Annotated in this window: 11 protein-coding genes; 6 read left to right on the top strand and 5 right to left on the bottom strand. The window is 44.0% G+C overall.

The genetic code is table 11. The annotated features are described in order from the left end of the window. Window positions 1-53: 53 nt before the first annotated feature. From ACGHAV_RS07715 to ACGHAV_RS07700, 4 genes are all read left to right on the top strand, one after another. Window positions 54-560 carry a glycine cleavage system protein R gene (locus ACGHAV_RS07715; RefSeq protein WP_390378693.1) on the top strand — a complete coding sequence of 169 codons (507 nt, stop codon included), beginning with the start codon at window positions 54-56 and terminating at the stop codon, window positions 558-560. Window positions 561-644: 84 nt separating this feature from the next. After that, window positions 645-2717, top strand: a complete 2073-nt coding sequence (gene ppk1 / locus ACGHAV_RS07710) for a polyphosphate kinase 1 (protein ID WP_390378690.1) — start codon at window positions 645-647, stop codon at window positions 2715-2717. A 7-nt stretch (window positions 2718-2724) separates the two neighbouring features. Continuing rightward, window positions 2725-4290 carry an exopolyphosphatase gene (gene ppx, locus ACGHAV_RS07705; RefSeq protein ID WP_390378687.1) on the top strand — a complete coding sequence of 522 codons (1566 nt, stop codon included), beginning with the start codon at window positions 2725-2727 and terminating at the stop codon, window positions 4288-4290. 132 nt (window positions 4291-4422) lie between these two features. After that, a complete protein-coding gene (locus tag ACGHAV_RS07700; RefSeq protein ID WP_390378684.1) occupies window positions 4423-5151 on the top strand; it encodes a substrate-binding periplasmic protein in 729 nt (242 codons plus the stop codon). On the opposite strand, the gene ACGHAV_RS07695 is transcribed toward ACGHAV_RS07700, so the two are convergent. Beyond that, complete coding sequence (locus tag ACGHAV_RS07695) at window positions 5144-7258, bottom strand: prolyl oligopeptidase family serine peptidase (RefSeq protein WP_390378681.1); 2115 nt, start codon at window positions 7256-7258, stop codon at window positions 5144-5146. The genes ACGHAV_RS07700 and ACGHAV_RS07695 overlap by 8 nt on opposite strands. 205 nt (window positions 7259-7463) lie before the next feature. On the opposite strand from ACGHAV_RS07695, the gene ACGHAV_RS07690 reads away from it, so the two are divergent. Next, the gene (locus tag ACGHAV_RS07690) at window positions 7464-7913 is read left to right on the top strand and encodes a hypothetical protein (protein ID WP_390378678.1); all 450 of its coding nucleotides are present in this window, start codon (window positions 7464-7466) and stop codon (window positions 7911-7913) included. 91 nt (window positions 7914-8004) lie between these two features. Here the strand turns inward: ACGHAV_RS07690 and ACGHAV_RS07685 are convergent, their stop codons facing one another. The 4 genes from ACGHAV_RS07685 to tkt form a co-directional block, all read right to left on the bottom strand. Beyond that, window positions 8005-8904 carry a fructose bisphosphate aldolase gene (locus ACGHAV_RS07685; RefSeq protein WP_390378675.1) on the bottom strand — a complete coding sequence of 300 codons (900 nt, stop codon included), beginning with the start codon at window positions 8902-8904 and terminating at the stop codon, window positions 8005-8007. A 202-nt stretch (window positions 8905-9106) separates the two neighbouring features. After that, entirely contained in the window at window positions 9107-10282 is a 1176-nt protein-coding gene (locus tag ACGHAV_RS07680) for a phosphoglycerate kinase (RefSeq protein ID WP_390378672.1), read from the bottom strand. Window positions 10283-10430: 148 nt separating this feature from the next. Continuing rightward, complete coding sequence (gene epd / locus ACGHAV_RS07675) at window positions 10431-11441, bottom strand: erythrose-4-phosphate dehydrogenase (RefSeq protein ID WP_390378669.1); 1011 nt, start codon at window positions 11439-11441, stop codon at window positions 10431-10433. A 19-nt stretch (window positions 11442-11460) separates the two neighbouring features. Beyond that, window positions 11461-13452, bottom strand: a complete 1992-nt coding sequence (tkt, locus tag ACGHAV_RS07670; protein ID WP_390378667.1) for a transketolase — start codon at window positions 13450-13452, stop codon at window positions 11461-11463. A gap of 574 nt (window positions 13453-14026) precedes the next feature. On the opposite strand from tkt, the gene ACGHAV_RS07665 reads away from it, so the two are divergent. Continuing rightward, a partial coding sequence (locus tag ACGHAV_RS07665) for a CHRD domain-containing protein (RefSeq protein WP_390378664.1) occupies window positions 14027-14739 on the top strand: 713 nt, incomplete at its 3' end.

Below are 14739 nucleotides of genomic sequence, written 5' to 3'. Positions count from 1 at the left end.
CCTGCAAGAAGACGATCAAAGTATTTCTGTCCCAGTCCACAAAGGAGCGCTACATGCAATCACTAGTTATAAGTATCATGGGTAAAGACAAGCCGGGGTTAGTCGATGCCGTAGCCAAAAGCGTTTATAAACATCAAGGAAATTGGCAAGGCTCAAGCTTCGCACATATGGCGGGTATGTTTACGGGCTTTGTGGAAGTACATGTTCCAGCGGAAGAAAAGCAAGCGCTAATTGAAGCACTCGACGCCATAAAAGATTTATCGGTGCAGTCTGTGGCGGTAACAAGCGCCGACAACACCCTTCCGACTAAACTTACCGTTGATGTTATGGGTAACGACAAAACGGGCATTGTGCAGGAATTAACATCAGTACTTCATCAATTCAATTTGAATATTCTTACATTTTCTTCGAACTGCGAGAGCGCTCCTAACTGGGGAAGCCTTATTTTCAAAGCAAAGGCAGAAATTGCGGTTCCAGAAACCTTCGATGATGGTGAGCTGCAAGATGCACTTGAAGCGTTAGCCAACGACCTAGTGGTGGATATTACAGCAACGCGATAACACAAGGTTATTGCCTGCTGTCACAGAAGTGTCACCGACTGATGGCAGTCTTTGACCATTTTTATGTATAAGCATTGAGACATTATGGATAGCGACGTTTTATATTATCCCAAAGAGTTAAGCTGGTTAGCGTTTAACGAACGCGTTTTGCAAGAAGCTGCTGATAAGAATAACCCCGCCGTTGAGCGTATCCGATTTCTCGGTATTTACTCGAACAACCTAGATGAGTTTTACCGCGTACGTGCTGCCGATGTTAAACGTCAGATAACCATTGCGCAAAATGAGCAAAATGAAGAAGAAGCACAACGCCAAACCGAATTGATGGCGCAAATTCAAAAGAAAGTGGTAGAGCTTTCCGAGAAGTTTGACCAAATTCACAAAGACGTGGTGCGCGCACTGGCTCGATACAATATCCATATTCTTAGGAAAGATGGGCTAGACGACTACCAGAAACAGTGGGTACGCAACTTTTTTGTAAACAAAGCACTTCGGCATATTGCCCCTATTCTTATTGATAAAAAAACGGACTTATTAAGCCGCTTAAACGGTAACTCGGTTTATTTATACGTGGCGTTGCGCCGCAAAGACAAAAACCCCAAGTTTGCTGTTATTCAAGTACCCACGTCTGAAATGTCGCGTTTCATGCTTATTCCGCCTCAAAAAAGCCGGAAGAAGAAAAGCATTATTATGCTTGATGACATGATTCAGCTTTGTATTGAAGACATCTTCCGTGGTTTCGTTAAATTTGACGAGATTGAAGCGTTCTCATTCAAAATGACCCGTGATGCAGAATATTCAATTAACGAAGAAATTGACGAAAGCTTTGTTGAAAAAATGTCGGAAAGTATGAAGCAGCGACTTATTGCTGAACCTGTTCGTGTTATCTACGACAATGATATGCCTGAAGACATGAAGCAGGATCTTAGAAAGCGCTTAAAAATTACAAAGCTTGATACCATGCATGCTGCCGGTCACTACCGAAACTTCAAAGACTTTATCGGTTTTCCAAATGTAGGTCGCGAATATCTTGAACATACACCGTTACCTGCAATCGATAGCAACGCGTTTTCAAAATACAATACGGTATTCGATGCCATTACCGCTCGGGATATTCTTTTATACTACCCATATCATCGCTTCCTGCATTTCACCGAATTCGTGCGACAGGCCGCTTTTGACCCCAATGTAAAAACCATACGCATAAATATTTATCGCGTGGCGAGTAACTCTCGTATTATCAACTCGTTAATCGATGCCGTTGATAACGGTAAAAAAGTAACGGTAGTTGTTGAGCTTCGAGCGCGTTTCGATGAAGAAGCTAACATTGAATGGTCGAAGCGAATGACTGATGCAGGTATTCGTGTTGTGCTTGGTGTACCCACACTGAAAATTCACTCTAAGCTGTGCATTGTGACTCGTGAAGAGCGAGGCAGTATGGTGAACTATGCCCATTTTGGTACAGGAAACTTCAACGAAAAAACGGCCAAAATATACACCGACTACAGTTTATTCACCCGTAACCAAGAGCTTGCTGATGAAGGCGTGGCCGTATTCGACCTAATTCAATACCCATACCGACGCTACAAGTTTCAACATTTGCAAATATCGCCGCTAAATGCACGCACTAAAATTCAGTCGCTTATTAGGCAAGAAATCCAGCATTTAAACCAAGGTCACAAAGCGCAAATAACGTTTAAAATTAACAACCTTGTTGATAAAGAACTTATAGATGACTTATATCGTGCAAGCCAAGCTGGCGTTAAGATACGCGGCATAGTTCGCGGTATGTGCTCATTGAACCCAGGCCTAAAAGGCATAAGCGATAATATTGAAATTATCTCTATTGTGGACAGGTTCCTTGAACACCCTCGTGTGATGATTTTTGAAGGCGGCGGCGATAGGAAGGTGTATATTTCGTCGGCGGATTGGATGACAAGGAATATGGACAACCGTATAGAAGTAGGTTGCCCAGTATACGATAAAGGACTTCAACAGCGCATTGTTGATATAATGGAACTACAATTCAAAGATACCTTGAAAGCGCGCGTGATTGACAAAGATCAAAGCAACAAATACGTTCGCAGAGGAAATCGCAAAAAGCTTCGCTCACAAATAGAGATATACGACTATTTGAAGAAGCTCGAAGAATCAATTTAGGAAGTACATGACCCAGCACGAATCTGTTTTTAACGACGTGGAAACACGAGAAGTAAGTAAAGTAGCCGCTCTTGATATTGGCTCGAATAGCTTTCATTTAGTGGTTGCACGTATTGTTGCTGGGTCGGTACAAATACTACACAGAGTAAAACAGAAAGTTAGATTAGCCGAAGGATTAAACGACCAAGATCTACTGTCTGATGAGGCCATGGAACGCGGCCTTGCCATGTTAAAAGTAGTAGCCGAAAGCTTAAAAGGCTTCGAACCTGACTCGGTGCGCATTGTAGCAACACACACACTGCGTAAAGCGCGAAACGCTCGCGACTTTATTAATGCGGCGAAAGACATACTACCCTACCCTATTGAAGTTATTTCAGGCGTAGAAGAAGCTCGTCTTATTTACTCTGGTGTTGCACACACTAATTATTCTGACGGACAACAGCTGGTTGTGGATATTGGCGGTGGCTCAACCGAATTTGTTATTGGTGAAGGATTTAACCCGCTAATATGCAGAAGCTTACAAATGGGCTGTGTTAGCTATACCAAGCGTTTTTTTGCAAGTGGCGAACTTAAAAACAAAGCATTCGACCAAGCCATTACTGCTGCTGAACAGCAGTTAGAGATGATTGATAACAAATACCGTCGTTTGGGCTGGGTTCAATGTATAGGTACCTCTGGCACCATTCGCTCGTTGTTCACCTTGTGTCAGCAAGACCGTCCTAACGGTCACGACATTCCTGTTACCCTGAAAAGCCTACGCAACCTCATGAAGCAGTTTGTTAGCGCTGGGCACGTAGACAAACTTGATTACCCGGACTTAAGCGAAGACCGCCGTGTAGTGATTGCGGGTGGTTTAGCTATTTTAATAGCTGTTTTTAAGGCGCTAGAAATTGAAGGGCTAGTTTATTCTCCTGCCGCATTGCGCGAAGGCGTGCTTTATCAAATGGAAGATGAACTACATCACGCCGATATTCGAGGAAGAACGGCCAGCAGTTTGGCAACACGCTACGATGTGGATACGTCACAAGCCACCATGGTATTAAATACAACGCTGATGCTCTTTGCACAAGTACAGAAAACATGGAAGCTAAAAAGTACTGACTTCAAGAGCATGCTAGGTTGGGCTGCATTGCTACATGAAGTGGGTATGCAAATAAATTCTCGCGGTATACAAAAGCATAGTGCTTATATTCTTGCCAACGTGGACATGCCAGGCTTCACGCAAGAGCAACAACTTTTGCTATCCACACTGGTGCGCTTTCACAGGAAGAAAATTCGCATAAACGACCTTCCTAGTTTTAACATTTTTGATCATCAAGCTGTAAAACGGCTAATTGCCTTACTGCGCCTAGGCGTGCTGCTTAACATTAAGCGACAAGAAGGTTTTATTCCTGATATAAAAGTAGACGTGAACAAAAGTGCACTTGCACTCACTTTCCCAGACGGCTGGTTAGACGAAAAACCGATAATATCCGCTGATCTTTTGCGAGAAAGTGATTATTGGAAAGCACTTGATTTGACCCTTGAAGTCATACCTGATATCACAACACTACACCCGTTAAATGACGCATAAAGATTACATAGATGTCGTGGCGTATCTCTTGAGGTTTAAGGACATTGCACAGTGAAACGTACTAGTTTTTTCTGTTTTATGGTGGCGCTTTTAAGTTTCAATACGCATGCACATCAACCGAGCATCTGTTTTGTGAGCGAACTTGTTGCACCTTTTTATTGGCTAGACGAAAACGGCGCGCCGCAAGGCGCGAATGTTGACTTAGCCGAGGCAATGAAACCCCTTCTTCCCTTTTCAAGCACGTTAGAACACATGCCGTGGGCGAGAGCTTACAAAGAAGCAGTAAACAAGCCCAATATTGTGCTGCTCACCTTATTAAAGTCGCCGACGCGAAGCTCGCAGTTTCATTGGCTGGGTGCAATTACTACCGTTAATGCATCATTAATAGGTTTGGCGCATAACGCTAATGAGGAAATAGTAACATTAGAAGAGGTTAAATCGAAACGAGTTGGTTCTATACGCGGGTACGGCGCAGCCGAGTACTTAACTAAGCAAGGTTTTAAAGAGAATGAAAATCTTATTTTAGTAACTGAACCGCAACAGCTATGGAACCTGCTTTATAGCGAGCGAATCGATTATGCGGCGACAGGTTTTGCAACCAGCCGCTATGAAATTGAAGCGGCAGGTTATGCTTCGGATAAATCGGTAAAAGCATTTGAACTTGATATGTCAAAGTCAGAGCTTCATATGGCAACTGGTCTGGAAACCACATCAAACGAAGTTATTGCAATTAAGAATGCGCTTCAGCAGCTTAAAGAAAATGGTGAATACCAACGTATTATGATGAAGTGGGGACTGAGTCCTTTGCATTCAGCCCCACCAGCAACTCTAGAACAAGACAGTCAACGTCTTATCAATTAGTACCTGTTTGACCACTTTCTTCTTTAGCGGCTATTGGTGAATACTTTTTAAACCACGCCAAAATATTTTCAACTTTTCCAATCATTCTTGATGGCTTCGCCGCAATGCCATGTGAAGAGCCCGGCACTTTTACTAAAATCGTATCAACTTTTTGCAGTTTCAGTGCTTGATAGAACTGTTCGGTTTCAGACATCGGCGTACGTTTATCATCAACACCCGTTATCAGCATAGTGGGCGTAGTCACATTTCCCACTAAAGACAACGGAGAGCGCTTCCAATAATGCTCTACGTTGTCCCAAGGTTTACCTGGAAACTGAAATGGTATTTGGTATAGGCCAGAATCGGCAGTGAGTACTTTTGAAAGCCAGTTAATAACGGGTTTAGCCACAACGGCTGCATTGAATCGATTCGTTAAACCAATGGCATAAGCAGAAGCGATACCACCAGCGGAGCCACCTGTAATGTAGAGCTGCTCTTCATCGACAATACCTTTTTCAATTAGAGCATCAATACCCGACATATGATCTGAAAAATCATACTCAGAGCTGTATTTACCCTGTAACAGCAGTGCAAAGCGTTCACCATAGCCTGTGCTACCTCGGTGATTATCATAAAACACCACGTAGCCTTCTGCCGCCATACGCTGAAGCTCAGCGGTAAATACCGGTCCGTAAGCCAGGTTTGGCCCTCCGTGAATTTCAAGAATTAACGGGTATTTCTTGCTGCTATCGTAGTTAGGCGGAAGAATATACCAACCCTGAATTTCTTCACCGTCAATAGCTGACTTATAAACAATTTCTTTTACTTCACCCAGTGTTTTGCGTCCAAGTACATCTTCGTTTAGTTGGGTAAGCTGCTTCGTTTTACGTGCAGTTACAAATAGGTCTGCAGGACGGTCGGTACGCCCTTTAGTGTAAGCAACCACACCGTCGGCCGCATGATAGTTAGCGAAAACATAAGGCCTGCCAAGCGTTGTACCACCTAAACCTTTAGCGATATTTTTAACTTTGCCAGAAAGAGACACCACATCAACTTGTGCGAGTCCACGAACAGACTGCTGGAAGTAGAGACTCTTATTGTCTTTCCAGATTGCATTAGACAGTGAATTATCAATATCTTGAGTTAGGTTTTTATGTGCACTACCATCAGCATTCATTACGTAAAGGTACGTGTTTTTGTACATGACCTTTTCATCACTTCTTCGTGAGTATGCCACGCGCATGCCGTCCGGTGAGACTACAGGTGACGTCTCAGCCCCTGCGAATTGGGTAATTTGTTCAATATTTCCCTGCATATCAACGGTGAAAATGTCAGCCTCTACGGGTTCGTATTCCCAATTTTCACTGCGATTTGCTGAAAAATAGATACGGTCACCATCTGGCGTAAAGCTAAAGCTACCGTTGTGATGGTAATTACCCGAGGTAAGTTGGCGAGCCGTGCCACCGTCTGCGGGCACAATAAAGATATGAGTGTAAGCAGGCTCTAACACACCTCTGCCGTCAGCTTGATACCTTGCTTTGGTAATGTACTGAAACTTTTCTGACCACTTTGCGCCTTTTGGCTTTTTCGGCATCTCGACTTTAAGTGGCTTTTCATCGGCATCTACACTCATGGTAAAAGCAATAGATTTTCCGTCAGGCGACCACGTTATATTGTTAAGCGACGATGTTACGTTAGTAACAAGCGCAGTTTGCCCTGTGTCCATCCAGCGAATGTATAGCTGTGGCTTTCCTTCCTCATTAGACAAATAAGCAAGTCGAGTTCCATCTGGAGACCAACGTGGCGAGTAATAGTTTTTCTTCGAAGATAATAGTGGCCTATGGGTTTTCCCATCTACAGATGCGAGCCAGATGTTTGAACGCGTGCTGTCAGTCATTATGTCGTTTGAACGTCTAACATAAGCAACGTCTTTACCATTTGGCGAAACGCGCGCTTCACTGACATACTCTAAGTTAAAAATATCTTCCGATTGGAAAAGGTGCTCATTATTTTCTTTATCTATAGCGTCTTGGGCGTTTACTGTTGTTGCGCTTGCGCCGAAAACACAGGCTAGTATCAGGAATAAAGGTTTTATTATTGATACTTGTTTTTTTATGGGTAAAGACATGTGCAACCTCTGATTTTATTTTTACCGTTATAGTAATTGATAAGAATCATATGTTTAAAAAATACGCTAGGATTACTGTTATAAGCGATTAATCACGTTAACCTATACAAAAATCGCGTGCTCATTTTTCAACCTATTGACTAATTGCTGCCTATTGCATAAATGTTAGTGTTAGCGAATTAGTAAAAATAACTAACAGTCCGAAATGTTAAACCCTCATGGCGAATTTGAAAGTGCATTAAATCAGCAGCTTCTTCAGTTTTCTGGAAGGGGCCCGTGGAATGACGTCACCATGAGAAATGGCACCGTAAAAATGGGCCGTCATATTGCATCAATAACCGACGGTAAGCCCTGGGCACAGCTGAGCTGTTTATATGGTGAGAGTTTAATGCCGCCTAGCACTTTCGATATTTTCGTAAAGCAAACACACAAGAGAAAGGAAAAAGGCTTGTCGTTTCTTGCTATTGTGGTTTTAGATACAGATATAGAGCGCACTACAAAACAACAAATTCAGCAATGTTATGAAATCGCTGGGGTTAATTTTGCATTTTATCGCTCTTTGTGTGAAGCGCTAGACAACATAAAACAGCGCGGATTTGCTTTTAACCGAAACGAAGCGGAACATTTTTTTGAGCGCTTCAATTTCAGTCGCTAGTTATTCGAATTAAAAAGAACATTAGCTCCCCAAAATAAGCGACAAAAAAAGAGAGCAATTGCTCTCTTTTTTATTACAAGCGAACAGGTAGTTACGATTTAGATGCCTGATAAATGGCTTCAATTGCGCCGTCTAGCGTTGCTTCAAACTCTTCTGTGGTCTGCTGTGCAGAGACACCTTCGGTTAATGCGCGAGAGAAACTTGCAATCATACCTTGGTTTTCAGCAAGCTTAGCGTTTGCATCGTCACGGCTATAACCACCAGACAGTGCCACAACTTTAAGCACACGAGGATGATCAACTAGCTCTTTGTAGAAGTTCGCTTCGTTAGGAATAGTAAGCTTTAGCATGACTTCCTGGCCTTCGTTAAGCAGGTTAAGCTGCGTAAGAATTTCCAATTTCAGTAGTGCTTCTGCTTCTGCCTTTTGTGGGCTGTGAATATCCACTTCAGGTTCAATAATGGGAACAAGGCCCGCAGCTAAAATTTGTTTACCAACTTCAAACTGCTGCGCAACCACATCTTTGATACCTTGATGATTAGCAAGCTTTATAACACTTCGCATCTTGGTACCAAAAACATCTTGTGCTACTGCTTTAGCTAGCAACGCATCTAATGCTGGCATCGGCTTCATCACTTGAACACCGTTGCTTTCTTCAGCAAGACCTTTATCAACCTTCAAAAAAGGAATAACACGCTTTTTTTGCCACAGGAAGTGTGCAGAAGACATGCCTTCAATTTCTCTATCGAGTGTATTTTCAAACAAGATAGCACCTAAAACACGCTCGCCGCTAAAAGGGGTGCTGGTAATAATGCGAGTACGCATTTCATGAACAAGATTGAACATCTCTTCGTCCGAGCCGTAAGCAGACTCTTCGATGCCATAAAGACGTAGCGCTTTTGGTGTACTGCCACCGCTTTGATCTAGGGCTGCAATAAAACCAGTTTGCGTTTTCAGTTTATCCAGCATTGCTTGCTGAGCTTGTGATGCCATGGCAACACTCCTTTTGTATTTACTGCCGCTTAACGACAGGTGTAGGGTTTATAATTCTTTTCAACGTTACGTCACTGTATCGCTGTTGCTACTATTTCAAGTAGCGCGGCCGCGCTTTTAATGCTGTTGAAAGCGCAGCCCGTTGTTCTTAAGCGTTATGCTTTTCGCTTTTTTATTATTCTTTGCGTAGCTTGCACGTAGCTTATTTGTTTTTTTCTTCTAGTACCGCTACCGCTGGCAGTGTTTTTCCTTCTAGGAATTCAAGGAATGCACCACCGCCGGTTGAAATATAAGACACTTTGTCTGCAATTTCGTATTTATCTACCGCGGCGAGTGTATCACCACCACCAGCAATAGAGAAAGCATCGCTTGCAGCAATAGCTTCAGAAAGCGCCTTTGTGCCTGCACTAAACTGTTCGAACTCAAACACGCCTACAGGACCATTCCATACAATAGTACCCGCGTTTTTAATAATGTCTTCCAATGCTTTAGATGAGTTCGGACCGATATCAAAAATCATATCGTCATCAGCTACATCACCTACATTTTTAAGCGTAGCTTCAGTGTTTTCATCAAATGCTTTACCTACAACAACGTCAGTAGGTACTGGAATATTGCCGCCGTTTGCCTGGGCTTCGCTCATTAGCTGTGTAGCTTGTTCGGTTAAGTCCATTTCAACTAACGATTTACCGACATTATGACCTTGAGCAGCAATAAAGGTGTTGGCAATACCACCACCAACAATCAGCTGATCTACTTTTTCAGCTAACGTTTTAAGTACCGTTAACTTGGTAGATACTTTCGAACCACCAACAATGGCAACCATAGGGCGCTTAGGGTTGTCTAGCGCTTTACCTAGTGCATCTAATTCAGCAGCAAGCAATGGACCAGCACACGCTTTAGGTGCAAATTTGGCAACACCATGAGTAGAAGCCTGCGCACGGTGCGCTGTACCAAACGCATCCATAACGAAAATATCGCACAGCGCAGCATACTGCTTGGCGAGTGTTTCATCGTCTTTCTTTTCGCCTTTGTTAAAGCGTACGTTTTCAAGTATTACTAGCTCGCCTTCACCTACTTCAACACCAGAAAGATAGTCTTTAACTAGCTTTACCGGCACATCAAGCGCGTCGTTGAGATAATCGACTACAGGCTGAAGTGAAAACTCTTCGGCTGGCTCACCCTCAGTTGGGCGACCTAAATGAGACATTACCATTACAGCTGCACCAGCGTTTAGCGCTGCTTTTATGGTTGGAATTGATGCTTTGATGCGAGCATCTGAGGTAACTTTACCGTCTTTTACCGGTACGTTTAAATCTTGTCTAATTAGAACGCGCTGACCTTTTAGGGACATATCGTTCATGCTTGGAATTGCCATCGTCTTTCCTTGTTAATTTAAAATACGTTGCGAGTACCAAACCAAAACGGTGCATGATATAGCGTCATGGCGCTTCAAAATGGTACGCGCTAATTAACTGTGAAAGCTGCGCGGGCTGGCGCTACCAACCCTTGGCAGCATCAATGCGTTACTGTGCTTCGAACATTGCTTTAGCGGTATCGAGCATACGGTTTGCAAAACCCCATTCGTTGTCACACCACACCAGCGTTTTTACCAGTTGCTTGTGACTAACCCTTGTTTGTGTTCCGTCAACAATACACGAGTGCGGGTCATGATTAAAATCTACCGACACTAGTGGCTCTTCGGTATAGTCCAAAATACCCTGCAATCGTCCTGCCTTTACCTTTTTTAACGCCTGGTTTACTTGGTCAATAGTCACTTCAGTATTTAACGTTACACTTAAGTCCATTGCGGTTACATTTATGGTTGGAACACGTACGGCAATGGCTTCGAATTTACCGGCAAACTTAGGCAGAATGCGCTCTATACCGGCAGCAAGGCGAGTATCAACAGGAATGATTGACTGACTTGCAGCACGTGTTCGGCGCAAATCTTCATGGTATGCATCGATAACCTGTTGGTCGTGCATAGAGGCGTGAATTGTGGTGATCGTACCACTTTCGACACCAAACGCTGCGTCTAACGCCTGTATAACAGGAACAATACAATTTGTGGTGCAAGAACCGTTAGAGACTAATTTTTGTTCACTGGTCAACGTGTCTTCGTTAGTACCAAAAATAACCGTATTATCTAAATCGGGAGAGCCTGGGGAAGAGAACAGTACTTTGCCTGCCCCTGCAGCTAAGTGCGCTTGACCAGACACTCTATCGTCGAACTTTCCCGTACACTCAAGCACAATATCAACGCCTAAGTCTTTCCAGGGTAGGTCTTTAATATCGCTTATGGCAAGCAATGCAATATCGTCACCCGCCACATTCAGCGTGTTATTTTCTAAGGCCACATTAAAACGGAACCGCCCGTGGGCGGTATCGTATTTAAGCAAATGTGCTATGCCTTCAGGTTTTGCAATGTCGTTAATGGCCACAACGTTAAACTCGTTATTGCGCCCACTTTCATAGAGTGCGCGCAACACATTGCGACCAATACGACCAAACCCATTAATGGCAATATTTAGCATAGGCTTATTTATTTACCTCTTACAGAGACAGTGCAGCCTCTACTACAGCGTCAGTGGTAATGTTGAAGTGCTTGAACAAATCGCCTGCTGGTGCAGACTCACCAAACGTATCCATACCCACGATAGCACCGTTAAAGCCCACGTATTTGTACCAGCTATCTTTTGAAAGTGCTTCAACCGCTACACGCTTAACAACACTAGAAGGCAATACACTCTCACGGTATTCAGCAGACTGACGATCGAATACGTCGGTAGATGGCATTGAAACTACACGAACCGCTTTACCTTGCTCAGTAAGTTTCGCAGCCGCTTCAACAGCTAGCTGTACTTCTGAACCCGTTGCAATAAGGATTAGCTCAGGCGTACCAGCGCAGTCTTTAAGTACGTAACCGCCTTTAGCAATGTCAGCTACTTGGGCAGCCGTTCTTTCTTGTTGTGCAAGACCTTGGCGAGTAAAGATTAGGGTTGTTGGACCGTCTGTACGCTCGATTGCAGACTTCCACGACACCGCAGATTCTACTTGGTCACATGGACGCCAGTTATCAAGGTTTGGAGTTGCACGAAGTGCAACCACCTGCTCTACCGGCTGGTGCGTTGGGCCATCTTCACCCAAACCAATTGAATCGTGGGTGTAAACGAAAATAGCAGGCTGCTTCATTAGTGCAGCCATACGCACTGCATTACGCGCGTATTCCATGAACATAAGGAAAGTAGCGCCATAGGCTTTAAAGCCACCGTGAAGCGCAATGCCATTCATCATGGCAGACATACCAAACTCACGTACACCGTAATAAATGTAGTTACCCGATGCATCGTTGGCTTCAACGCCTTTACTGCCTTCCCAAATAGTTAGGTTTGAGCCCGCTAGGTCAGCAGAACCACCTAGTAATTCTGGTAGAAGCGGTCCAAATGCGTTTAGTGCATTTTGCGACGCCTTTCGTGAAGCAATGTTTTGCGGGTTTGCTTGAAGCTCAGCAATAATAGCGTCGGCTTTGTTGCTGAAGTCAGCGGGTAATTCGCCATTAACACGGCGTTTAAACTCTGCTGCTAGCTCTGGATAAGCCGCTTCGTATGCTGCAAAAGCGTCGTTCCACGCGCTTTCCGCTTCGCCGCCTTTTGTTTTACCATCCCAACCCGCGTAAATGTCGTCTGGAATTTCAAACGCACCGTGCGTCCAGCCAAGCTTTTCGCGCGTTGCTACAATTTCATCTTCACCTAGCGGTGCACCGTGACAAGACTCGGTCCCTTCTTTATTCGGCGAACCAAATCCAATGGTGGTTTTACAGCAAATAAGCGTAGGCTGCTTAGTGTTAGCTTGCGCTTTCTCGATAGCCTCTTTTACTTGCTCTGCATCATGACCGTCTACGCCTTCAATCACATCCCAGCCGTAGCTCTTGAAGCGCGCAGGCGTATCGTCGGTAAACCACCCTTCAACTTCTCCGTCAATTGAAATGCCGTTGTCATCCCAAAACGCGATAAGTTTTCCAAGACCAAGTGTGCCGGCGAGTGAACAGGTTTCGTGCGAGATACCTTCCATAAGGCAGCCATCGCCCATAAAAGCATAAGTGAAGTGGTCAACAATGTCGTGACCATCGCGGTTGAACTGTGCAGCAAGTACCTTCTCAGCAAGTGCCATACCTACCGCGTTACTAATGCCTTGACCCAGTGGACCTGTAGTAGTTTCAACACCTGGCGCGTAACCATACTCTGGGTGGCCTGGTGTTTTTGAGTGCAGCTGGCGGAAGTTCTTTAGCTCTTCAATTGGCAGTTCGTAACCAGAAAGGTGAAGTAGTGAATACAACAGCATTGAGCCGTGGCCATTAGACAACACAAAACGATCACGGTTAGCCCACGATGGATTAGCAGGGTTGTGTGATAAGAAATCACCCCACAATACTTGTGCGATATCAGCCATCCCCATTGGGGCGCCTGGGTGACCAGATTTTGCTTGTTGAACGGCATCCATGCTTAATGCACGGATAGCATTGGCGAGTTCACGACGAGAGGGCATGTTGTCTCCTGATTTATTTTGTATCTCTTCCTACCGAGTTGAAAAGACGGGATTGCAATGGGAACGGTAAAACTGGCTGTTCCGCTGCAGCTTACTACTCGGTAGCTTTGAATGTGTGGGCTATTCTTACCTATGCCACCTTTCAGTTCAATGGCTTTTCAATGCTAATACTGAAAGTAAAGCCAAAAAATGGTAAATGATTTTGATGCTGATACTAGTAGTCAGCGTTTTTTCTTCCCATCATTTCTAAAAAGTGATTACACATTAACCTTTTTCATAATTTCCTAAGAGACCAACGTAAATCAAACCGGCATTTGCGTCGAAACGGGATGATATTGAGTTCGACACAGATAAAACGATAGGCAATCTCGTTGTGTGGTTATTAACCTCAGAAAAGACATACGAAGGAGACGCTTAACTTTTTTGTTGGGACATTACTGACGAAAGATCAACTGCATTCACGTCGACGGCTGATGCACAGCAGTACCAAAATGAAAAAAGACAGTACTTATTTGCATCCAAACAAAATACTTGTTCGTTTAATAATCAACGACAACAAAAAGGAAATCAAAATATGAAGCGCATTGTTGCTTTAACGAGTTTCATTTTCATTCTTGCTGGATGTGGTAGTGATTATAAAAAGCCAGAAGAAGTGGTAACACCTCCTCCACCAGTGCAGGTATTTACACCTAGCCAAACCTATGAAATTACACTCAATGGCACACAACAAGTTCCACGTAACAACACAGACACATCAGCCACTGCTATCATAGAAGTAGATGAGTCTTTAAATTTATTTACGATTGACATAGACACCACCAATTTATCCAACATTGACGCAGCTCACATTCATGTGGGCGGTATCGGGGTCAATGGCGATGTGTTATTCGCACTTGAGCCAGATGGCGAGAGCAGCTACGTGCTCGATGAAACATCGATCGACGACGACACAATAGCTCAGTTGGCTGCAGGTAATTTCTATCTGAATATTCATACCGACGCATATCCAAATGGAGAGGTTCGCGGTCAAATTGTGACTGCCGATACTACAATTCTTTTATTCGGTTTATCGGGTCAACAAGAAGTGCCTGCGGTACAAACCACTGCTAGCGGCGACGGTTATGCAACACACGATGCAGCAACGGGAAATATCGATGTTGTGCTAAGAACGACAGGTGTTCCAGACGCCACAGCGGCACACATTCACGTTGGCCGCGTAGGTATGAACGGCGATGTACTTACAGCGTTTGAACAATCCATGGATGATGAAAACGTATGGATGCTCAA

This window comes from Alteromonas sp. MTD1 (assembly GCF_042848195.1).
Classification (GTDB): Bacteria; Pseudomonadota; Gammaproteobacteria; order Enterobacterales; family Alteromonadaceae; genus Alteromonas.
This window is presented reverse-complemented; position numbering and strand designations above follow the sequence as displayed.

Bases quoted from the DNA above. Each gene is read 5' to 3' on its own strand.
- ACGHAV_RS07680 (WP_390378672.1), bottom strand. From the start codon at position 10,282: ATGGCAATTCCAAGCATGAACGATATGTCCCTAAAAGGTCAGCGCGTT.
- ACGHAV_RS07685 (WP_390378675.1), bottom strand. From the start codon at position 8,904: ATGGCATCACAAGCTCAGCAAGCAATGCTGGATAAACTGAAAACGCAA.
- tkt (WP_390378667.1), bottom strand. From the start codon at position 13,452: ATGCCCTCTCGTCGTGAACTCGCCAATGCTATCCGTGCATTAAGCATG.
- ACGHAV_RS07695 (WP_390378681.1), bottom strand. From the start codon at position 7,258: ATGTCTTTACCCATAAAAAAACAAGTATCAATAATAAAACCTTTATTC.
- ACGHAV_RS07715 (WP_390378693.1), top strand. From the start codon at position 54: ATGCAATCACTAGTTATAAGTATCATGGGTAAAGACAAGCCGGGGTTA.
- ppk1 (WP_390378690.1), top strand. From the start codon at position 645: ATGGATAGCGACGTTTTATATTATCCCAAAGAGTTAAGCTGGTTAGCG.
- ACGHAV_RS07690 (WP_390378678.1), top strand. From the start codon at position 7,464: ATGTTAAACCCTCATGGCGAATTTGAAAGTGCATTAAATCAGCAGCTT.
- epd (WP_390378669.1), bottom strand. From the start codon at position 11,441: ATGCTAAATATTGCCATTAATGGGTTTGGTCGTATTGGTCGCAATGTG.
- ppx (WP_390378687.1), top strand. From the start codon at position 2,725: ATGACCCAGCACGAATCTGTTTTTAACGACGTGGAAACACGAGAAGTA.